Raw genomic sequence first — 19,948 nt, 5'->3', positions numbered from 1 at the left:
CGGAGGCGGGAGCGAGGAACTGGGTGGGCGCAGGTGAGGTGCCGGGTGGACGAGAGTGAGGCGACGGTCGAGGCAGCCCGATAACCGCCTTCCCGGCGAGGCGTTCTGCCGACCGCATGGGACGGTGAGGATGAGGCCGATGCCTTCGCCCTCTCCCCGCCATCCCGCGGCGCAGCTTGCACACGTCGGCAGCGAATACTGCGGTCACCCTCGCTCCCGCCGAGCCAGCCGTGCATCTCCTAAGCCGGCCGTGACTAAGAAGGTCCCCTCCTGCGCCGGCCGTGCGTCTCCTGCGCCGGCCGTGCGTCTCCTGCGCCGGCCGTGCGTCTCCTGCGCCGGCCGTGCGTCTCCTGCGCAGGTCGTGCGTCTCCTGCGCCGCCGTGGGTCTCCTGCGCCGGTCGTGCATGTCCACAAGCAAGGCACCGCCTTCGCCCACGAAGCGCAGGCGGCGCCTGATCACCCGATCGCCAGTGCCTCGCCGTTCGGGTCGTCGGCGAAACCCGGAACCCAGCGGATCACCTCGTCACGGAAGCGCGCCGTGGTGCCGAGCTGGCAGAGGACCCCGACACCGGCCGCATGGACCCGATGGATGAGCACGTACGACGGCGGCAGGTTGAGCTGGCGAACCACGTTCGTCGGGCGGAGGTCGGTGACACTGGCCGCCTGGGCCTGCAGCCACTCCCGGCTGAAGGTGAACTCCTCCACGGCCGTCGGCTCCACGTACGGCGCCAGGAAAGCGCGCAGGGCGTCGGGGTCGATGTCGATGTCCTGACGGATGAAACCCTCGTCACGGAGGCCCGTCATCACGGTGTCCATGTCGCCCTGGTTGAAGATGCGCGTGAGCTGCCCGAAGACCTTCGGATAGCCGCCAGGCAGACGGTTGACCGCGCCGAAGTCGAGGACGCCGAGCTTGCCGTTGGCCAGCACGCGGAAGTTGCCCGGATGGGGATCGGCGTGCAGCATGCCGACCCGGGCAGGCGAGCTGAACAGGAACCGGACGAACAGCAGCCCCGCGTGATCACGCTCCTCCTTGCTGCCCTCGGTGATCACCCGCGACAGGGGAGTGCCGTCCATCCACTCGCTGACCAGCACCATCTCGTTGGCCGCCACCACATCCGGGACGTGGAAGTCGGGATCGCCGTTGAACTCCAGCGCGAAGGCATGCTGTGCCTCGGCCTCGCGAAGGTAGTCGAGCTCCTCGGCGATCCGCTCGCGCAGCTCGGCCAGCAGCGCCTTCATGTCGAGGCCGGGCAGCAGCGCCCCGAACATCTTTCCCAGCCGGGCCAGCTGGGTGAAGTCGCCGAGCAGCGCCTTGCCCGCCCCCGGGTACTGGATCTTGACGGCCACCTCGCGCCCGTCGTTCCAGACGGCCTTGTGCACCTGGCCGATCGAGGCGGCGGCCGTGGGCCGGTCGTCGAACGAGAGGAAGTGTTTGCGCCAATCGTCCCCCAGCTGCTCGGCGAGCACCTTGTGGACGGTGGCGACCGGCAGCGGAGGGGCGGCGTCCTGGAGCTTCGTCAAGGTCGCCCGGTAAGGGCCGACGATCTCCGGCGGAAGCGCCGCCTCGAAGATCGACAGTGCCTGGCCGAGCTTCATCGCCCCGCCCTTGAGCTCGCCGAGCACCTTGAAGATCTGCTCGGCGGTGCGCTGCTGAACCTCCTGGGCCACGATTTCTGCTGATTTGCCGCCGATGCGCTTACCGAGGCCGAGGGCGGCCCGCCCGGCGAACCCGAGCGGAAGGGTGGCCAACTTGGCTGAGCGGGTGACTGCCCGGCGCGGAAGATCGCTCACACTCATGCGCGGAACCTCGCCCGAGATGCCGCTTCCCCCCTTCGTGGTCGTCCCCTGAGCACGTCAGTCGCTGGTAGGTGACATGTCCATTGTTAGCGAATAAGGATTGTTTCGCATACAACGACATTGCGGATGACCGTTCCACGACCGTCTTTTCCAGCACCAATCAGGCATTACGTCCATTGTGCCGTTCGTCACAGAGGACGCCCGGCCTTCGAGATGAGCAAGCGCCTGGCCGGTCGCCGCCGCCGCGACGAGCGTGGCGAGCGTCGTGTCGCAGGCGATCTCGCCGGGTGGATAGCCGCCCAGCCTGGCAGTGACAATCGGCCAGGCGGGATCGTGGTCGCGGCGCGTCAGGTCGAGACAGTGCAGGCACGTCGTCTCACCGGGAAACACCAGCGGCCCGACGGATCCGTGCCCCTCGAAGGCCGACACCAGCAGATGCGGGATGCCGAAGTCGGCCAGCTCGTTGACCAGCACCCCGTCCAGAGGCCCCACGGGCGCGAGGATGGCGAGGTCGGGACGCGCCGTGCCGTCCCCCAGATGCGGAGCTCCGGCCAGGACGTTGGACGACGGAACGGCGTCCTGACTCACCTCCGCAGGAGTGGGTGGCACAGCAGGAGAAACCCGCGCAGCGGCGGTGCCGGACGGCGTGACACCCGCCCGCCTAGGGCGTGCGGTCGTGCCGCCGCTCGGCGCGATGCCCGCCCGCCTGGATTGTGCGGTCGTGCCGCCGGACGGCGACGGCGCCCCGCGTGCGGGCCGGCCTGTGGCGTCACCGGCGGGTGTGACGTTCCGGCCTGTGGGGTGAGGGGTTGAGATGCGATCGCGCGGAGGCGGAACGGCCGGCGCGTTCTTCGGCGGGGGAGCAAGCACCCGCCGGGCGACCGCCGCCGCGCCCTCCTCCCGGGACAGCCCCACCTCGGCCCACGTCAGCCCGCCCGGCGTGATGTCTCCAGGCCGGACCGGCCCGGGATCGATCACCCGGATGTCGCCGACCCCGCCGGCCGCGAGCAGGGCGACGATCTGCGCCCCCACGCGCCCGGCCCCGTAGACCCTGACCTTCGCATCTCGCCGACGCCGAAGCAGCTCGATGCCGCCCTCCGGGCTGTTGGAGGCCAGGTCGAGCGCGTCGAGGTCGGGTTTCAGCCGATCCCTCTCCGCGAGGGAGAGCTCCCGCAGCGGCGCCGGGAACGGGCCGGCGTCGTGCAGGGCGCCCCGCGTGGCGAGGTAGTCGAGCAGAGCCTGGGCGCATTGCTCGTCGAGGCCGGCCGCCGCCGCGTCGCGCATCACCCGGCGCAGGTCGCGGGTGCCGTCGAGCCCCTCGATCCACTGACGCACCGATCTCGTCAGGCCGGTCAGCGTGATGGCCCGGAGGGGATGCACGCCGTACTGCAGGGTGTGCTCGTCGCGGAGGATTCGCCGGAGGGCCGGCTTCACACGTGGCCTCATGGCCGGAAGGTTCGCACGTCCGACCAAGATCCCGAGCCGCTTCCGCGCCGCCTGTGGACAACCTCCGACCGCGACGCCCACCCTGTGGATAACGTCCGACCGCGGAGTACACCCGCGAAGGGCCGGGGATCACAACCGCACCCGAGGCAAGCCGGGACCACCGCGGCTGGCCACCAACACATCCGCACCCGAGGCAAGTCGGGACCACCGCGGCTGGCCACCAACACATCCGCACCTGAGGCGTACCGGGGACCTCTGCGGCTGGCCAGCAACCACATCCGCGCCGTGCGGCAGGCCGGGGACCACTGCGGCTGGCGAGGAACCACATCCGCATCCGCGCCCCGCGGAGCGTTACGCTTCGCCGCATGAGCGAGATCTTGGTCGACCGCACAGACGACGGAGTAGTCGTCCTCACCCTCAACCGCCCCGAACTGCGCAACGCCATGACCGACACCATGACGGCCGAATGGCGCGAAACCATGACCACCCTGGCCGCCGACCGCGACCTGCGCTGCGTCGTCGTCACCGGAGCGGGCAGCGCGTTCTCCTCGGGCGGCGACCTGTCATGGATCGGCGAGCGGGGCGCCGAGGCGGTGCCGCCGCTGCGCGACCGCATGCTCGCCTTCTACCGCACCTGGCTGATGATCGCCGACCTGGAGGTGCCCACCGTCGCCGCGGTCAACGGCCCCGCCGTCGGCGCGGGCCTGTGCGTGGCCCTGGCCTGCGACCTCGTCTACGCCGCCGACGACGCCAAACTCCTGGCCCCTTTCACCCGGCTCGGGCTGCACCCGGGCATGGCCGCCACCTACCTGCTGCCCAGAAGAGCCGGTACGGCACTGGCCCGGGAGATGCTCCTGACCGGCCGTCTCCTTACGGGTACGGAAGCGGCAGATAAAGGCTTGGTAAATCAATCTTTCCCGAAGAATGACCTTCTCTCCGAGGTTTCGGTCATCGCCAAGAAGATCGCAGAGATGGCTCCAGTCGCCACCCGCCTCACAAAGGTCGCGCTGAACCAAGACCATCAAGACCTGGAAGCCGCTCTGAGGTGGGAATCCTTGGCCCAGCCCGTCACCATGGCATCATCCGACCTGCTGGAGGGCCTGGCGGCGCATCGGGAAAGGCGCATGCCCAAATTCACCGGCTCTTAATCATCTGACCAGCGAAAACAACGTCCACCCTCTGTGGAATTTCGCCAGTCTCGGCTAACGTGCTTATGTGCCCCCCGAGACAGTCGAGGTCCGTCGCAGTTCTCGTCGCCGGCGTACGGTCTCCGCCTACCGCGACGGCGACAAGACGATCGTGCTCCTGCCCGCCTGGCTGAGCGGCGAAGACGCGGATGAATGGGTGAGCCGGATGCTCGACCGGCTGGCCGCCAAGGAAGAACGACGAAGGCCGACCGACGAGGCCCTGCTCGAACGGGCGAGGGAGCTGTCGGTGAAGTACCTCGACGGCCGGCCCGACCCCGTGAGCGTTCGATGGGTCGACAACCAGCAGCATCGCTGGGGCTCCTGCACCCCGGAGAACGGCACCATAAGGATCTCGACCCGGCTCAAGGGCCTGCCCGAGTGGGTCATCAACTACGTCATCATCCACGAGCTCGCGCACCTGATCGTGCCGAGCCATGGCCCGGGGTTCTGGGCGCTGGTAGAACAGTATCCGAAGGCGGAGCGGGCGCGCGGGTTCCTCGAAGGATTCTCCGCGGCGGCCCACACGGCACCGGAGGAGTGTTGACGCGCATCGTCGCCGTCCTGGTACGCGGCCGCATGGCCGAAGCGGCGCCCCCTGGCGTCGATCCACGGCGGTTCCTGGCGGCCGTGGCCGAGGACACCTACGAGATGGTCGCCGGCCTGGAGTTCGTCACCCCGGTCCTGATCACGGCCGTCCCCGGCCTCGACGACATCGTCTGGCCCGGCACGGAGATCATCACCATCGACGAGGACGAGCCGCTGCGAGCCGTCCTCGGCCGCCTGTCCGGCGACCAGGCCGCGGTGATCAACGCCGACGCGCCCGACCTGCCCTCGCTGCTGGTCGGCAAGCTGTTCAGGGAACTGGGCCGGGCCGAGATCACGATCTGCCCTGCCGCGGACGGCGGCGCGGTGGCGCTGGCCTGCTCGCTGCCGCTGCCGACCTGGGCCGACCCCGACCTCGACGACCCCGACGTCGTCGCCGTCCTCCGGGAGCAGGCCCCGGGCCCGCGCAGGGTCGCCACCATCTCCGGATGGCACCGCCTGCGCACGTTCGACGACGTCGGACGCCTCGACCCGGGTCTCGAAGGCTGGGACAACACCCGCGCCCTGATCGGCCGCTGACCCGCGTCAGGGAACCGTGAGCTCGGCCAGGACGGCCCGGTGGTCGGTGCCCGGAACGTCGCGCACGCTGACCTCCCTGACGCCCACCCGTTCGTCCACCAGCACGTGGTCGATGGTGATGATCGGCGGCACCCGCTTGTTGGCCGGCCACGTGGGGATCAGCCCCGCGCCGACCTGGTCGGCCGCGTCCTTGTACCCCCGGGCCAGCAGCCTGCGCAGCGAGGCGTGGTCGAGCGAGGCGTTGAAGTCGCCGGCGAGGATCCGCACGGTTTCGCCGCCGGCGGAAGGAAGGCCGGCGAGCGCCTCGTTCCAGTTGACCACGTTGGGACCGAGCGGCGGATAGGGGTGGACGTCGACGAACTCGATCGGCTTCCCGCCCGGCAGCGCCACCATGGCGGCGGGCATCTTGTGCCCCACCGGGGGCACCACGTCGTCGAGCGGCTGAAGCGGGTGCCTGGAGTAGAGGCCGCTTCCGCCGGCGTCCCATTCGTCCTCAAGTACGCGGTGGGGCATGAACTCCTTCAGGCCGGCCGCGTCCATGTCGGCCACGGCGCCGGGGGTCAGCTCCTGCGTGCTCAGCACGTCGGGCCGGAACTCGCGCACCAGGTTCACGATCACCTGCGGGTCGGCCTTGCCGAACAACATGTTGATGGTCATGACCTTGAACGGCCTGCCGGTCGTGGCCTCGGCCGTGCCCAGCGCGCGCGGCAGGACGCTGAACCCGAGCGCGGTCGTGGTGAGCAGCGCGACGGCCGTCGCGGCCCGCCTGCGCCCGACCGCGGCGATCAGGAGGGGGACCAGGGACCCGGCCGCCGCGTACGGCGTCGCCGTCATCAGCTGCGTGGGCAGCGAGCCTCGTTCCAGCCCGGCGACCCTGGCCACGGCCCAGGCCGCGAAGGGTGTCACGGCCAGCCAGGTCAGGACGGCGCCGGGCAACTTCCGCGGCTTGCGGGCAGGCGTCACGATCGTGCCGCCAACGGCAGAAGTCTCCACGCGGCCCCCCTTGGAACGATGCGAAGGACTCTAGCCCAGCGAACGCGAGCGCGAGCTGAGCGCGGCGCGTCCGCGTGCGGCCAGCCGGCGCGTGGCCTCGTCGGACAGCTCGGGGATCTCGTCGACGGGGAACCAGCGCAGGTCGAGCGACTCGTCGCTCATGACGGCCTCGGCGCCGGGAGGGGCCACGGCCGCGTACTCGACGTCGAGGTGCCAGCTGCGCGGCGGATGGCACCAGACCTCGTGCTTGTCCACGGCCAGCGGGCCGGGCAGCAGCTCAAGTCCGGAGATTCCCGACTCCTCGGTGGCCTCGCGCAGCGCCACCGCCTCCAGCGTGGCGTCGAAGTCCTCGCAGTGGCCGCCCATGGGCAACCACTGCCCGGCCTTCGGATGCAGCGTGAGCAGCACCCGGGCGCCGTCGTGGCTGAGCACGGCGGTGGTGGCCGTCAGGTGGCCGGGTGCGCACGCGCGCCACATGGCGTCGTCGTACGTCCGCAGATGGCCGAGGAACTCGGCGCGCAGCGCCTCCTCCTCGGGGGTCGGCGCGGTCCAGGAGGACAGCACCGCCACCGCGTCGTCGTGCAGGGTCACCGGCCGCCGTCCTGGTCGCCGTTCTCGTCGCCGGGCTTGGCCTCCAGCTGGGAGATGTCCCAGGCGGCCTCGCCGCGGACGAACGCGTCGGGGTCGTCGAGGTCCTCGGCCGTCGGCATGAGGTCGGGGTGACCCCACAGGGCGTCGCGCCCGTCGACGCCGCGCTCGGTCTCCAGCGCGCGCCACAGCGCCGCGGCCTCGCGCAGCCGCCGGGGCCGCAGCTCCAGCCCGACCAGCGTGCCGAACGTCAGCTCCGCGGGCCCACCGGTCGCCCGGCGCCTGCGTACGGTCTCGGCCAGCGCGACCGCCGAGGGCAGCTTGCCGTCGGCAGCCCGGTCGACCACCGTGGCCACCCACCCCTCGACCAGGGCGAGCATCGTCTCCAGGCGAGCCAGGGCGGCCTTCTGCCGCTCGGTCTCCTCGGGCTTGAGCAGCGCGCCGCCGCTCAGCGCCTCCTGGATCGCCTCGGGATTGTTGATGTCGAGCCCGCGGATCTGCTCCTCCAGCGCGGAGGTGTCCACGGTGATGCCCCTGGCGTATTCCTCGACCGCCCCGAGCAGGTGCGAGCGCAGCCACGGGACGTGCTGGAACAGCCGGTGGTGCGCGGCCTCGCGCAGCGCCAGATAGAGCCGGATCTCGTCGGCGGGGATCTCAAGGCCCTCGCTGAAGGACGCGATGCCGCCGGGCAGCAGCGCCGCGGTGCCGGACAGCGGCAGGCCGATGTCGGTCGTGCCGATGACCTCGCGCGCCAGCGAGCCGAGCGCCTGGCCGATCTGCTGACCGACCATCATGCCGCCCATCTGCTTGAGCATGCCCATCAGCGGCCCGGCCATCTGCTGGGCCTCGGGCGGCAGCCCGGAGCCGCCGAGCGCGCCGCCCATGGTCTCGACCATGCGTTCGGCAACGGGCTCGCAAAGCTTGCGCCAGACCGGGACCGTGTTCTCGATCCACTCGGACCGGCTCCAGGCCTGCGGGTTGGACACGCCGCTCGGCAGCGTCGTCGCCTCGTTCAGCCACAGGTCGGCCAGGCTCAGCGCCTCGACGATCTGGCGGCGCTCGCCTTCCATGACGCTCGGATCGCCCTGGGCGACCACGGCGTGTCGTGCGATGTTCTTGGCCATGTCCCAGTTGACAGGGCCTGAACCCTGGGGCGCCGACAACATGTCGGCGAACTGGCGCATCGCCTGAGCCATTTGCTCAGGGTTGCCGAACATGGCGAACGGGTTCTCGTTAGGGTCGTTTTCGCGACCTGGCAGGTCAGTCACCGCTCTACCTCGTGCAGGATGGAGGAGTCCACATCCGCCACGTTAGTCGTCCTACGGCGGATCAGTGCAAAGTGAGGACCTGGTGCCTACCTCGAAACGCCCGCGTCAACCCGTCGTCGCCGTCACCGGCGCGGCCTCCGGCATCGGCCGCGAGTTGCTGGTGAGACTCGCATCCGCCGCGGATTTCCGCAGAGTGGTGGCCATCGACGAGGAGCGTGGCGACGTTCAGGAAGCCACGTGGAGAGTGATCGACGTACGGGATCCGCTCTTGGCGAACCGGATCTCCGACATCGACGTCCTGGTCCATCTGGCCGGTGACTACGCCGTCGACTCCGACCCGGGGGAGCGGCGCGCGTACAACCTCAGAGCCGCGCAGACGGTGCTCACGGCCTGCGCCGCCGCCCGCGTGCGGCGGGTGATCCTGGTCACCAGCGCCATGGTGTACGGCGCCGCGCCCGACAACGAGGTCCCCCTGCCGGAGGACTCCCCGGTGGCCGCCGAGCCCGACACCGGCGTCGTGGGCGACTACCTGGAGATCGAGTCGCTGGTCCGCAGATCGCTGCGCAGCCACCCGGGCTTGGACGTCACGGTGCTGCGCCCGGCGGCGGTCGTCGGTCCGGGCGTCGACACGGTCATCACCCGGCACTTCGAGTCGCCGAGGCTGCTCACGGTCAAGGGCTGCAACCCCAACTGGCAGTTCTGCCACATCGACGACCTCATCTCGGCGCTGGAGCTGGCCGCCAAGGGGGCCGTCACCGGCGTGGTGGCCGTGGGCTCCGACGGCTGGCTGGAGCAGGAACAGGTCGAGGAGCTGTCCGGAATCCGGCGGTTCGAGCTGCCGGCCGGGCTCACGTTCGGCACCGCGCAACGCCTGCACCGGCTCGGCATCACCCCGGCCCCCGCCACCGACCTGCACTATGTCGTCTATCCGTGGGTGGTCGACTGCTCGGCGCTGCGCGAGGCGGGCTGGAAGCCCACGTGGACCAACGAGGCCGCCTTCCGGCAGCTCCTCGAACTCCGCGAGAACAGGACCACCGTGGTCGGCAGGCGGCTGCCGGTCAAGGAGGCCACGCTCACCGCGGCCGGCGCGACGGTGGCCGTCATCGGCACCGCGGCGATCGTCCGGCAGGTCCGCAAAAAGCGTCGCCAGTAGGAACGTGAGGTTAGGCTCTTTCCGTGGACGTCATCCGGTTGCTCGGCATTCGTGACACCCCGTTGTCCGTTGACGAGGTGCTGGCCGCGGTGGGAGACCACGCGGCGGGCGGCACCGCGATCTTCATCGGCACCGTGCGCGAACAGGACCACGGCAAACCCGTGACCCGGCTCTCCTACTCCGCCCATCCCTCGGCGCCCGACGAGCTGCGCCGGGTCGCCGAGAAGGTCGCGGCCGACTTCCCCGTCACCGCGATGGCCGCCGTCCACCGGGTCGGCGACCTGGGGCTCGGCGACACGGCGGTGATCGTCGCCGTGGCCGCGCCACACCGCGACGAGGCGTTCAAGGCCTCGCGCAGGCTCATCGACGACCTCAAGGCCGAAGTCCCCATCTGGAAACACCAGGTGTTCGCCGATGGCGAGACCGAGTGGGTCGGCGCCTGCGAATAAGCTCATCACCATGTCACGACGCGTCCTCACCCTGCTGCTCGCGGGGTTCTTCGTGCTCGCGCTGGGCGTCCTGGGCGCGTTCCGGCCGGTCCCGTACGTCGTGCTGAGCCCCGGCCCCACCGAGAACACCATCGGCGAGATCGACAAGAAGCCGGTGATCTCGATCAGCGGCCGGCAGACCTATCCCACCAGCGGCGCGCTGAGCCTGGTCACGGTGGCCTACCAGGGCGGCCCGGCCGCCCAGATCGACCTGCTGACGGCGTTGCGCGGCTGGCTCGACCCGACCGTCGCGGTGGTCCCGCAGGAGACGATCTTCCCGCCCGGCCGCGACGCGAAGAAGGTCGACGAGGAGAACGCGGTCGAGATGACCAACTCCCAGGACTCCGCCAAGGCCGCCGCGCTCAACGAACTCAAGATCCACTACGACCGGGTCGTCACGGTGCTGTCCACCGAGAAGGGCAAGCCCGCCGACGGCAAGCTGCAGAAGGGCGACCAGATCAACGCGGTCGACGGCAAACCGGCCACCGACTCGCAGTTCGTCGGCGACACCGTCAAGGCGCACAAGCCGGGCGAGACCGTGACCTTCAACGTGACCAGGGGCGGCCAGAAGCTCGACGTGTCGCTGCAGCCGATCGCCAGCAAGGACGGCAAGCCCCTCGTCGGCGTGCTCATGCAGGAGAAGTTCAAGTTCCCCTTCGACGTCGACATCAACGTCGGCGACGTCGGCGGCCCGAGCGCCGGGCTGATGTTCTCGCTCGGCATACTCGACAAGCTGACCCCCGGCGAGATCACCGGCGGCAAGCGCATCGCCGGCACCGGCACCATCGACACCGAGGGCCAGGTCGGGCCCATCGGCGGCATCGCCCAGAAGATGGTGGGGGCCCGCGACTCCGGCGCGACCGTCTTCCTCACCCCCGCGGACAACTGCGCGGAGGCCATGAAGGCCGTGCCCGACGGCTTGCGGCTGGTCAAGGCCGACACGTTGCACGACGCGGTGCTCGCGCTCGACGCGCTGCGCACCGGAAAGGGCAATGTGCCCGCTTGTGAGGCCGGATGAAACTTCCGGCGAGCGCCGTGCGTTAGCCGTACGGCTGGCGCTGCGGTGTAAGTTGCCAGACACGGACCGTTTCTTCATCACGACGAGGGGTTGGCCTTGAGCTTCCGGACCCCAGGGGCCGGCAGGGCGATGCGCTTGCCACGCCGGCCGCGGCTGCTTCTGCCTGTGGCCATCGCGCTGGTCGCGATCGTGGCCCTGTTTTTTCTCTTTTCTGGGATTTATACCGACTACCTGTGGTTTGACACGACCAACTACACGTCGGTCTTCTCCGGGGTGCTGCTGACCGAGATCGTGCTGTTCCTCGTCGGAGCGGTGCTCATGGTCGGCATCACGGGCGGCAACATGCTGCTGGCCTTCCGCACCCGGCCGATGTTCGGCCCCGCCGTGTTCGGCGGCGGCAGCGGAGCCGACCGCTATCGCATGGCGCTCGACCCCCACCGCAAGCTGATCTTCATCGTCGGCATGGGCCTGCTCGCGCTCTTCTCCGGCTCCTCGTTCGCGGGGCAGTGGAAGACGTGGCTGCAGTTCGTGAACGGAGCCTCCTTCGACAAGAAGGACGAGCTGTTCGGCATGGACATCTCGTTCTTCATGTTCGACTACCCGTTCATCAGGATGGTGCTGAACTTCCTGTTCACCGCCGTGATCATCTCGATCATCCTGGCCACGATCACCCACTACCTCTACGGCGGCTTCCGGCTGCAGTCGCCGGGCGTGCACGCCTCCAGGGCCGCGCGGATCCACCTTTCCGTGCTGCTCGGCGTGTTCGTCCTGCTCAAGGCCGTCGCCTACTACATCGACCGGTTCGGTCTGGTCTTCTCCGACCGCGGCTACGTGCATGGCGCGTCCTACACCGACGTCAACGCGGTGCTCCCGGCCAAGAACATCCTCGCGATCATCGCGCTGATCTGCGCCGCGCTGTTCTTCGCCGGCGTCGTGCGCCCCGGCGGCATGCTGCCCGGCGTCTCGTTCGGGCTGCTCGTGCTCTCGGCCATCCTGATCGGCGGCGTCTACCCGGCGCTGGTCGAGCAGTTCCAGGTCAAGCCCAACCAGCAGGGCAAGGAAGCCCTCTACATCGACCGGAACATCCAAGCCACCAGATCAGCCTACGACGTGCAGAACGCCGAAGTGATCGACTACAACGCCCAGGCCGACCCGACCAAGGTCAGCGCCGGCGGCGACGAATCGGTGACCGGCGTGCGCCTGCTCGACCCGGCGCTGGTGTCGTCCACGTTCGAGCAGACCCAGCGCATCCGCGGCTTCTACGGCTTCCCCGACCAGCTCGACGTCGACCGCTACCCCGGCAAGGACGGCAAGCTGGTCGACCACGTGGTCGGCGTCCGCGAGCTGCTCGGCCCGCCCGCGCCCCAGAACAACTGGATCAACCGCGCGCTGGTCTACACCCACGGCTACGGCTTCGTCGCCGCGCCGGGCAACGAGGTCGACGCGGGCGGCCTGCCCGCCTACGACAGCAAGGACATGCCGGTCACCGGCGACCTCGCGGCCTCGACCGGGCTCAAGGAGTCGCGCGTCTACTTCGGCGAGAACCCCGGCTCCACCGAGTACGTCATCGCCGGCGGCAACCCCAAGACCCCGCAGGAGCTCGACTACCCGGTCTCCGGCGGTCAGACCGGCCAGCAGAACACCACCTACACCGGCAAGGGCGGCGTGCCGATCGGCTCGGCCCTCAACCGGCTGGTCTACGCCGCCAAGTACGGCGAGATGAACATCCTGCTGTCGGGCGACATCAACGACAACTCCAAGATCCTCTACGTGCGCAACCCGCGGGAGCGGGTGGAGAAGGTCGCGCCGTTCCTGACCCTCGACGGCAACGCCTACCCGGCGATCGTCGACGGCCGGATCACCTGGATCATCGACGGGTACACCACGTCCAACGCGTACCCGTACTCGCAGAGCGAGAGCCTCGGCGACATGACCCGCGACCTGGCCACCGACCGCCGCGTGGTCGCCCAGCAGCCGCAGGACGAGATCAACTACATCCGCAACTCGGTCAAGGCCACGGTCGACGCCTACGACGGCACGGTCACGCTCTACGCCTGGGACGGCAACGACCCGGTGCTCAAGACGTGGTCCAACGCCTTCCCCGGCACGATCAAGCCCGCCTCGCAGATGAGCCCCGACCTCCAGGCGCACATCCGCTACCCGGAAGACCTGTTCAAGGTGCAGCGCTACATGCTGTCGCGCTACCACGTCACCAACGCGGCCGCCTTCTACAGCGCCCAGGACTTCTGGAACATCCCCAGCGACCCCTCGCAGGGCAACCAGTCGGTCAAGCAGCCGCCGTACTACCTGACGGCGACGATGCCCGACGAGTCCGAGCCGTCGTTCTCGCTGACCACGACCTTCGTCCCGAGGGAGGGCCCCAACCTGGCGGCCTTCATGGCGGCGGGCTCCACGGTGGGCAAGGACTACGGCAAGCTGCGCATCCTGCGCATGCCGTCCAACACCACGGTCCCCGGCCCCGGTCAGGCCCAGAACAACTTCCAGAACAAGTTCTCGGGCGAGCTGGGCCCCCTCGGCCTCGGCCAGGCCAACGTCAGGTACGGCAACCTGCTGACCCTGCCCTACGCGAACGGCCTGATCTACATCGAACCGGTCTACGTGCAGACCAAGGCCGGCACCGGTCAGGAGCCGTACCCGATCCTGCGGCGGGTGCTGGTCGCGTTCGGCAACAAGGTCGGCTCGGGTGACACCCTCGACCAGGCGCTGGAGCAGGTCTTCGGCGGCGAGCAGCAACAGCCGAACACCCAGCCCCAGCAGACCACGCCCAACCAGGCGAACACGTCGGCGATGAACACGGCCATCTCCAACGCCCAGAAGGCCTACGAGGACGCCCAGAAGGCCCTCCAGGCCAGCCCCCCGAACTGGGACGAGTACGGCAAGGCGCAGAAGCGGCTGGAGGAGGCGCTGAAGCAGATCGAGAGCGCCAACGCCAAGCCGGCGGCCACTCCGTCGCCCTCGGCCTCGCCCTCCGCCTCCCCGTCGGCGACGCCCTCCGCCTCGCCGCCGGCCACGTCCACACCGACGCCGACACCCTCGGGCACAAAGGCGGGAGGCACCACCTAGCCCATTCGGTTTGCGCCCGCACCCCTTCGCCGATAGTCTTGAAAAGCAAGACAGCGACGCGGGGTGGAGCAGTTCGGTAGCTCGCTGGGCTCATAACCCAGAGGTCGCAGGTTCAAATCCTGCCCCCGCTACCAAGATTCGAGGTCCTGGCCGATGGCCAGGGCCTCGTTGCTTTTCAGCGGCATCGCAGGTCCCATCCGGCATCGTCGGTCTCCAGGACCTCGACCACCGCGGACGCGGGATCGCCGTCCTGGAAGTACACCCTGCCGTTGATCCGGTCGTAGTAGCTCGTGAGCTCGGCCTCGGACAGCCTGGTGCGCAGCGAGAACCTGACCAGGAAGTCGCAGTGGTCGCCGTTGCCCTCCTGCACGCCCACCGACCCCTGGGCGCCGGCGGCGTTGAACGAGGTCTCGGGCGGCAGCGGATGAGCCAGGAGCCGATCCTTCATGTCCGCCAAGCGCAGGTCATCGGCCCATATGGGCACCATGACGAGCAGGGCCAGGCGACGGGCGACGCCAGGAGGAGGATCCGCCGCCGGCGAAGCCGGCGCCGTGGGGGCAGGGGTTCGAGCAGCATGAGGCCCATGGTCACAGCCGCCGACGCGCCCGGACAAGCCCGGCCGGGTCGGAGGAGTCCATAAGGGCGGTATAGTTGATAACAACACACCGACGCGGGGTGGAGCAGTTCGGTAGCTCGCTGGGCTCATAACCCAGAGGTCGCAGGTTCAAATCCTGTCCCCGCTACCAATCCGAAGTCCCCGGTCGCCACACGGCGACCGGGGACTTCGTCGTTTCCGGGCCTCGTCGGGCCGGGTCTTGTCCTACGACCCACGTGCTGATTACATGATTACATGACGGAAAAAGACGTCCCGACCATCTACGAGTGGGCGGGCGGAACCGAGGCGTTCGAACGGCTGACCGCGACGTTCTACCGGACCGTCCTCAAGGACGACCTCATCGGGCCGCTGTTCGCCCACATGGATCCCGACCACCCCAAATACGTCGCCATGTGGCTCAGCGAGGTCTTCGGCGGTCCCGACCGGTACACCCACGAACGCGGCGGTTATTCCCACATGCTCGCCCACCACCTGGGCCGGGCCATCACCGAACCGCAGCGTCGCCGCTGGGTGAACCTCCTCATGGACGCCGCCGACGAGGTCGGTCTGCCCGACGACCCCGAGTTCAGGGCCGCGTTCGCCGGCTACATCGAATGGGGCACCCGGCTGGCCGTGCACAACTCCCAGCCCGGCGCGACGCCGCCCCCGGAGGCGCCGGTTCCGCACTGGGGCTGGGGAGTCGCTCCGCCATACCAGCCGTAACCTGGAGAAATGGGAAGCACGTCGCGCGGGCGGCTGCGGGTCTACCTGGGGGCGGCGCCCGGCGTCGGCAAGACGTACGCCATGCTCAGCGAGGCGCGACGGGCCAAGGAACGCGGACGTGACGTGGTCGTGGGCCATGTCGAGACCCACGGCCGCGACCAGGTCGCCCGCCTGCTCGACGGGCTGGAGACCGTGCCGGGCCGCACCGTCGTCCATCGCGGCGCCACGTTCACCGAGCTCGACGCCGACGCGGTCATCGCCCGCCGCCCCAAGGTCGTGCTGGTCGACGAGCTCGCCCACACCAACACGCCCGGCTCCCGGCACGCCAAACGCTGGCAGGACGTCCAGGACATCCTGGACGCCGGCATCGACGTCGTCTCCACGCTCAACATCCAGCATCTGGAGTCCCTGCGCGACGTGGCCGAGCAGATCACCGGCCTGCCGCAGCGCGAGACCGTCCCCGACGACCTCGTCCGGCGGGCCGACCGGCTCGAACTCGTCGACATGTCACCCGAGGCCCTGCGCCGCCGCCTCGCCCACGGCAACGTCTATCCGCCGGAACGCGTCGACGCCGCCCTCGCCAACTACTTCCGCGTCGGCAACCTGTCCGCTCTACGGGAGCTCGCCCTGCTCTGGGTGGCGGACCGGGTCGACCGGCAGCTCATCGCGTACCGGGCCGACCACGACATCGCGGGCACCTGGGAGGCCCGCGAACGCGTCGTCGTCGCCCTCACCGGCGGCCCCGAGGGAGACACCCTCGTCCGCCGCGCCGCCCGCATCGCGGCCAGGACCAAGGGCGCCGACCTGCTCGCCGTGCACGTCACCCAGGCCGACGCCCTGTCCACCGCGAGCGACCCGGCCAACCTGGCACGCCAGCGCAAACTCGTCGAGGACCTCGGCGGCACCTACCACCAGGTCGTGGGCGACGACATCCCGCGCGCGCTGATCGCGTTCGCCGACGGAGTGAACGCCTCGCAACTCGTCCTCGGCGCCTCCCGGCGAGGACGGCTCGCGCAGCTGCTCACCCGCGGCGTGGGCATGACGACGGCCACGCTGTCCGGCTCGATCGACGTGCACATGGTCCCGCACGAGGCCGTCAGCGGAGGCTCCGGCCGGCCGCAGCCCGGGGGAGCGCTGACGCGTCGGCGCAAGTCGGCCGGATGGGCCCTGACCCTGTCCGCCATGCCGGCGCTCACCGCCGTGATCGCGCCACTCGACCTGAGCCTGCCCAGCGAGATCCTGCTCTTCCTGCTGCTGGTCGTCGGCGTCGCGCTGGTGGGCGGGATGTGGCCGGCGCTCACGGCGGCGGTGCTCGCGTTCGGGCTGCTCAACTGGTTCTTCACGCCACCGGTGCACACCCTGACCATCGCCGAACCGGAGAACGTGCTCTCGCTGGCCATCTTCGTCCTGGTCGCCGCCATGGTGAGCACGGTCGTGGACCTGGCCGCCCGGCGCAGCAGGGAAGCGGCCCGGTCCAGGGCGGACGCCGAAGTCCTCTCCACACTGGCCGGACACGTGTTGCGCGGCGAGTCCGCGGTTGCCTCGCTGCTCGGACGGTTGCGCGAGACGTTCGGGCTGACCGCGGTGACCCTGCTCGAAAGGGACGATCCGTCGGGTGACTGGCGCATCGTCGCCACGTCCGGCGGTCCCCCGATCACCACCCCGCCCGCCCCCACCCCGAACCACACCGGACCGGACGGCGGGAGCGATGTGGTCACCGTCGACGACCGGCTGCTGCTCGCGACCCGCGGCCGGCTGCTCGACGCCAGCGACCGCCGCGTCCTGGAGGCGTTCGCCGCCGAGGCCGCCGTCGCCCTGCGCCAGGAACGCCTGCGCGAGGCGGCCGAGCGCGCCGAGCCGCTGGCAGAGGCCGACCGCATGCGCACCGCGCTGCTCGCCGCCGTCGGCCACGACCTGCGCACTCCCCTCGCCTCGGCGATGGCCTCCGTGGAGAGCCTGCGCAACACCGACATCATCTGGTCCGACGACGACCGCGCCGAACTGCTGGCCACCGCCGGCGAGTCCCTGGTCAAACTGAACCGTCTCGTGTCGAACCTGCTCGACATGAGCCGCCTCCAGGCCGGGGTCCTGGGCGTCACCCTGCGCCCCGTCGCCGTCGAGGACGTGCTGCCACGCGCCATCGACGACCTCGGCCCGCTGCGCGACCGGGTCAGAAGTGACGTCCCGGCCGACTTGCCGGAGTTCCAGGCCGACCCGGCGCTGCTCGAACGCGTCCTGGTGAATCTGATGGCCAACGCCGTCCGCTACAGCCCCGAAGCCGAGCCCGTGCTCGTCACCGCGAGCTGGCACGGCGAACGGGTCGAACTGCGCGTCATCGACAGGGGGCCAGGGATCCCCACGGAAGCGCATGAAAAGGTGTTCATGCCCTTCCAACGACTCGGCGACCGCGACAACCACACCGGTGTGGGCCTCGGCCTCGCACTCTCGCGCGGCCTCACCGAGGCGATGGGCGGCACGCTGCTCCTTGAGGACACCCCCGGAGGAGGGCTCACCATGACGGTCTCACTGAGGAGGGCCCTGTGACCCGCGTGCTCGTCGTCGACGATGAGCCCCAGATCCTGCGTGCTCTGCGCATCAACCTGGCGGCCAGGCACTACGAGGTCGCGGTCGCCCCCGACGGCGCATCGGCGCTGCGCCAGGCCGCCGACTGGCACCCCGACCTGGTCGTCCTCGACCTCGGCCTGCCCGATCTCGACGGCGTCGAGGTGATCCAGGGGCTGCGCGGCTGGACGAAGGTTCCGATCATCGTGTTGTCGGGACGTACCGACAGCACGGACAAGGTGGACGCCCTCGACGCCGGAGCCGACGACTACGTCACCAAGCCGTTCGGCATCGACGAGCTGCTGGCCCGCATCCGCGCGGTGACCCGCCGCACGAACCAGCACGAAGAGGAACCCGCGACGGTGCGGCTGGGCGATCATGTGATCGACCTGGCAGGCAAGACGATCTCAGGTGGCGTACGGCTGACCCCGACGGAGTGGCACTTCCTGGAGATCCTGCTTCGCAATCCCGGCAAACTGATCAGCCAGCGGCAGCTGCTGACGGAGGTGTGGGGCGTCAGCTACCTGAAGGAGACGCACTACCTGCGCCAGTACATGGCCCAACTGCGCCGCAAGCTCGAACGCGACCCGGCCCATCCCGTGCACCTGCTGACCGAGCCCGGAATGGGATACCGGTTTCAGCCCTCCTGATCCCTGGCCAGGACGACCGCCTTGAGCACCGCCCACCCGAGCAGCAAGGCCCCGAAGAGCACCTGAGCGACACGCACCCACAGCGAAGACGTCTGATCCGCATAGATCACAACACCGATCCACATCAGACCAAATATCCCGACCAGGATGATTGCCGACCAGTTCAGCCCACGTTGCCACATACGCGCAGTCTTACAGCCGGGTAGCCAAGACCGGGTATGGCCACAGTCCTCATCCGGTCGAAGCCTGAGCCCCTGGGGAATCAGCCCTGAGCGAGCGGTGACCAGGCCGGCCGGCTCAACGGGGGAGCGTCCGGTGCGCGCCGACGCACCGCCGCAGGCGCATCCCGCGCATCCGCACGACCGGCGGTTGTTGCTGCTGCTCCTCGTGCATGTAGGCGAGCAGCGCCTCAGCCGTACGGGCGTCGGACAGGATCTGCCGCACGGCGTCCTCGTCCTCGGGCAGCTGACCGCGCTCGGCCAGCTCGCGCGTGAGGAAGGCGAGCGGGTCGGGCGCGCCGACCATGTCCGCGGCCATGGTCGTCCGCGCCGCCGTGAGCAGCCGCAGGTAATGGGTACGCAGGACGGCCTCGCGCACGCGTGCCTGTTCGAGGTCGTCGATCAGCGTCCGGGCGATGCGCAGGAGGTCTCCCGCATGGGTCGCCGGATCGGCGAGGAAGGCACGGATGTCGTCGAACTCCGAGCGGGTCATGGCGGGCACCTCCGAGAGAGCAGTCTGCTCGTGGCTACCTTCGTACCGAGGCACGATTGCGGATGACTTGCTGACCGCTTGACTTCGGGTGTCGTACGGACGGCGATGACCAACGTTTGACGATCTTGTGACGAGGGAAGGACCCTACGATTACCTGTGTGGCGCGAAGTACGTCCGGGAGACTGCTAGAGTTGCTTCGCGCAGGGCGGCCGAGGGGCTCGCAAGAGCCTCAACAGAAGCCCGGCAAATCCCACTTCCTTCTGGTTCATTCAAGACGGTTCAGAGCGGTCTGAATGAGCTGGTAAGTTAGAGGGGTTGTCCCGGAAGCGGGGCGCGACTAATTCCAGCAGGTTGAGCAAGTCCGGTCAATTTGACAGAGACTTGAACGGCTGAAAGAATTAAGACACAACGAAAGAACGCAAGACGAAATGAACGCCTCTGAGCGGGGATCCGGGAACGGGTTCTGGTGAGGAAGTACGCGTCCGTTTCTTGAGAACTCAACAGTGTGTTAAAAGCCAGTGCATGAAACACATGCATAACCCCGTCCACGTCTGCTTCGGCGG

Annotated in this window: 18 protein-coding genes and 2 tRNA genes; 12 read left to right on the top strand and 8 right to left on the bottom strand. The window is 69.4% G+C overall.

Going from position 1 to position 19,948, the window contains the following annotated elements; translation table 11 throughout:
• Positions 1 to 456: 456 nt before the first annotated feature.
• Entirely contained in the window at positions 457 to 1,791 is a 1,335-nt protein-coding gene (locus ACIBQ6_RS40885; RefSeq protein ID WP_387677487.1) for an ABC1 kinase family protein, read from the bottom strand.
• A gap of 63 nt (positions 1,792 to 1,854) precedes the next feature.
• On the bottom strand, positions 1,855 to 3,231 hold the full coding sequence (locus tag ACIBQ6_RS40880) for a thiamine biosynthesis protein ThiF (protein WP_397218469.1): 1,377 nt from the start codon (positions 3,229 to 3,231) through the stop codon (positions 1,855 to 1,857).
• Between the two features lie 377 nt (positions 3,232 to 3,608).
• Between ACIBQ6_RS40880 and ACIBQ6_RS40875 the strand changes: the two genes are divergently transcribed.
• From ACIBQ6_RS40875 to ACIBQ6_RS40865, 3 genes are all read left to right on the top strand, one after another.
• The gene (locus ACIBQ6_RS40875) at positions 3,609 to 4,391 is read left to right on the top strand and encodes an enoyl-CoA hydratase-related protein (RefSeq protein WP_358294325.1); all 783 of its coding nucleotides are present in this window, start codon (positions 3,609 to 3,611) and stop codon (positions 4,389 to 4,391) included.
• Positions 4,392 to 4,458: 67 nt separating this feature from the next.
• Positions 4,459 to 4,974, top strand: a complete 516-nt coding sequence (locus tag ACIBQ6_RS40870; RefSeq protein ID WP_352319320.1) for a M48 family metallopeptidase — start codon at positions 4,459 to 4,461, stop codon at positions 4,972 to 4,974.
• Positions 4,971 to 5,552 (top strand): DUF2064 domain-containing protein, encoded by a 582-nt coding sequence (locus tag ACIBQ6_RS40865; protein WP_397218468.1) that lies wholly within the window; start codon positions 4,971 to 4,973, stop codon positions 5,550 to 5,552. The genes ACIBQ6_RS40870 and ACIBQ6_RS40865 overlap by 4 nt, the downstream gene beginning before the upstream one ends.
• A gap of 6 nt (positions 5,553 to 5,558) precedes the next feature.
• On the opposite strand, the gene ACIBQ6_RS40860 is transcribed toward ACIBQ6_RS40865, so the two are convergent.
• From ACIBQ6_RS40860 to ACIBQ6_RS40850, 3 genes are read right to left on the bottom strand one after another with little or no spacing between them, the layout of a single operon-like run.
• Entirely contained in the window at positions 5,559 to 6,545 is a 987-nt protein-coding gene (locus ACIBQ6_RS40860) for an endonuclease/exonuclease/phosphatase family protein (RefSeq protein ID WP_397218467.1), read from the bottom strand.
• 30 nt (positions 6,546 to 6,575) lie between these two features.
• The gene (locus ACIBQ6_RS40855) at positions 6,576 to 7,136 is read right to left on the bottom strand and encodes an NUDIX domain-containing protein (protein WP_358294320.1); all 561 of its coding nucleotides are present in this window, start codon (positions 7,134 to 7,136) and stop codon (positions 6,576 to 6,578) included.
• Positions 7,133 to 8,350 (bottom strand): zinc-dependent metalloprotease, encoded by a 1,218-nt coding sequence (locus ACIBQ6_RS40850; protein ID WP_397218466.1) that lies wholly within the window; start codon positions 8,348 to 8,350, stop codon positions 7,133 to 7,135. Before ACIBQ6_RS40850 ends, ACIBQ6_RS40855 begins: the two co-directional genes overlap by 4 nt.
• 130 nt (positions 8,351 to 8,480) lie before the next feature.
• Here ACIBQ6_RS40850 and ACIBQ6_RS40845 point away from each other — a divergent pair, with 130 nt between their 5' ends.
• The 5 genes from ACIBQ6_RS40845 (at position 8,481) to ACIBQ6_RS40825 (ending at position 14,278) form a co-directional block, all read left to right on the top strand.
• A complete protein-coding gene (locus ACIBQ6_RS40845; RefSeq protein WP_358294603.1) occupies positions 8,481 to 9,554 on the top strand; it encodes an NAD-dependent epimerase/dehydratase family protein in 1,074 nt (357 codons plus the stop codon).
• Positions 9,555 to 9,577: 23 nt separating this feature from the next.
• Positions 9,578 to 10,003: a molybdenum cofactor biosynthesis protein MoaE gene (locus ACIBQ6_RS40840; RefSeq protein ID WP_358294316.1), complete on the top strand. Its 426-nt coding sequence runs from the start codon at positions 9,578 to 9,580 to the stop codon at positions 10,001 to 10,003.
• A 10-nt stretch (positions 10,004 to 10,013) separates the two neighbouring features.
• On the top strand, positions 10,014 to 11,060 hold the full coding sequence (locus ACIBQ6_RS40835; RefSeq protein WP_358294314.1) for a PDZ domain-containing protein: 1,047 nt from the start codon (positions 10,014 to 10,016) through the stop codon (positions 11,058 to 11,060).
• A 129-nt stretch (positions 11,061 to 11,189) separates the two neighbouring features.
• Entirely contained in the window at positions 11,190 to 14,144 is a 2,955-nt protein-coding gene (locus ACIBQ6_RS40830; RefSeq protein WP_397218465.1) for a UPF0182 family protein, read from the top strand.
• 57 nt (positions 14,145 to 14,201) lie between these two features.
• Positions 14,202 to 14,278 (top strand) — tRNA-Met (locus tag ACIBQ6_RS40825).
• Between the two features lie 41 nt (positions 14,279 to 14,319).
• Here the strand turns inward: ACIBQ6_RS40825 and ACIBQ6_RS40820 are convergent.
• Positions 14,320 to 14,592, bottom strand: coding sequence for a hypothetical protein (locus ACIBQ6_RS40820; protein ID WP_397218464.1), 273 nt, complete (start codon positions 14,590 to 14,592; stop codon positions 14,320 to 14,322).
• Between the two features lie 221 nt (positions 14,593 to 14,813).
• On the opposite strand from ACIBQ6_RS40820, the gene ACIBQ6_RS40815 reads away from it, so the two are divergent.
• The 4 genes from ACIBQ6_RS40815 (at position 14,814) to ACIBQ6_RS40800 (ending at position 18,674) form a co-directional block, all read left to right on the top strand.
• A tRNA-Met gene (locus ACIBQ6_RS40815) sits at positions 14,814 to 14,890 on the top strand.
• 104 nt (positions 14,891 to 14,994) lie between these two features.
• Positions 14,995 to 15,462: a group II truncated hemoglobin gene (locus tag ACIBQ6_RS40810; RefSeq protein WP_358303093.1), complete on the top strand. Its 468-nt coding sequence runs from the start codon at positions 14,995 to 14,997 to the stop codon at positions 15,460 to 15,462.
• 9 nt (positions 15,463 to 15,471) lie between these two features.
• The gene (locus ACIBQ6_RS40805; RefSeq protein ID WP_397218463.1) at positions 15,472 to 18,006 is read left to right on the top strand and encodes a DUF4118 domain-containing protein; all 2,535 of its coding nucleotides are present in this window, start codon (positions 15,472 to 15,474) and stop codon (positions 18,004 to 18,006) included.
• Positions 18,003 to 18,674 carry a response regulator gene (locus tag ACIBQ6_RS40800; protein ID WP_397218462.1) on the top strand — a complete coding sequence of 224 codons (672 nt, stop codon included), beginning with the start codon at positions 18,003 to 18,005 and terminating at the stop codon, positions 18,672 to 18,674. The genes ACIBQ6_RS40805 and ACIBQ6_RS40800 overlap by 4 nt, the downstream gene beginning before the upstream one ends.
• Here the strand turns inward: ACIBQ6_RS40800 and ACIBQ6_RS40795 are convergent.
• Together ACIBQ6_RS40795 and ACIBQ6_RS40790 are read right to left on the bottom strand one after the other, a co-directional pair.
• The gene (locus ACIBQ6_RS40795) at positions 18,662 to 18,856 is read right to left on the bottom strand and encodes a hypothetical protein (RefSeq protein WP_358303088.1); all 195 of its coding nucleotides are present in this window, start codon (positions 18,854 to 18,856) and stop codon (positions 18,662 to 18,664) included. The genes ACIBQ6_RS40800 and ACIBQ6_RS40795 overlap by 13 nt on opposite strands.
• Positions 18,857 to 18,971: 115 nt before the next feature.
• Entirely contained in the window at positions 18,972 to 19,385 is a 414-nt protein-coding gene (locus ACIBQ6_RS40790) for a hypothetical protein (protein WP_397218461.1), read from the bottom strand.
• Positions 19,386 to 19,948: the final 563 nt, after the last annotated feature.

Origin of the sequence: Nonomuraea sp. NPDC049655 (assembly GCF_044465465.1) — a bacterium.
GTDB lineage: Bacteria > Actinomycetota > Actinomycetes > Streptosporangiales > Streptosporangiaceae > Nonomuraea.
This window is presented reverse-complemented; position numbering and strand designations above follow the sequence as displayed.

What these genes read in the sequence shown, in the direction of transcription:
- ACIBQ6_RS40875 (WP_358294325.1), top strand. Translation starts at nt 3,609, where the DNA reads ATGAGCGAGATCTTGGTCGACCGCACAGACGACGGAGTAGTCGTCCTC.
- ACIBQ6_RS40850 (WP_397218466.1), bottom strand. Translation starts at nt 8,350, where the DNA reads ATGTTCGGCAACCCTGAGCAAATGGCTCAGGCGATGCGCCAGTTCGCC.
- ACIBQ6_RS40835 (WP_358294314.1), top strand. Translation starts at nt 10,014, where the DNA reads ATGTCACGACGCGTCCTCACCCTGCTGCTCGCGGGGTTCTTCGTGCTC.
- ACIBQ6_RS40830 (WP_397218465.1), top strand. Translation starts at nt 11,190, where the DNA reads ATGCGCTTGCCACGCCGGCCGCGGCTGCTTCTGCCTGTGGCCATCGCG.
- ACIBQ6_RS40820 (WP_397218464.1), bottom strand. Translation starts at nt 14,592, where the DNA reads ATGAAGGATCGGCTCCTGGCTCATCCGCTGCCGCCCGAGACCTCGTTC.
- ACIBQ6_RS40810 (WP_358303093.1), top strand. Translation starts at nt 14,995, where the DNA reads ATGACGGAAAAAGACGTCCCGACCATCTACGAGTGGGCGGGCGGAACC.
- ACIBQ6_RS40805 (WP_397218463.1), top strand. Translation starts at nt 15,472, where the DNA reads ATGGGAAGCACGTCGCGCGGGCGGCTGCGGGTCTACCTGGGGGCGGCG.
- ACIBQ6_RS40795 (WP_358303088.1), bottom strand. Translation starts at nt 18,856, where the DNA reads ATGTGGCAACGTGGGCTGAACTGGTCGGCAATCATCCTGGTCGGGATA.
- ACIBQ6_RS40790 (WP_397218461.1), bottom strand. Translation starts at nt 19,385, where the DNA reads ATGACCCGCTCGGAGTTCGACGACATCCGTGCCTTCCTCGCCGATCCG.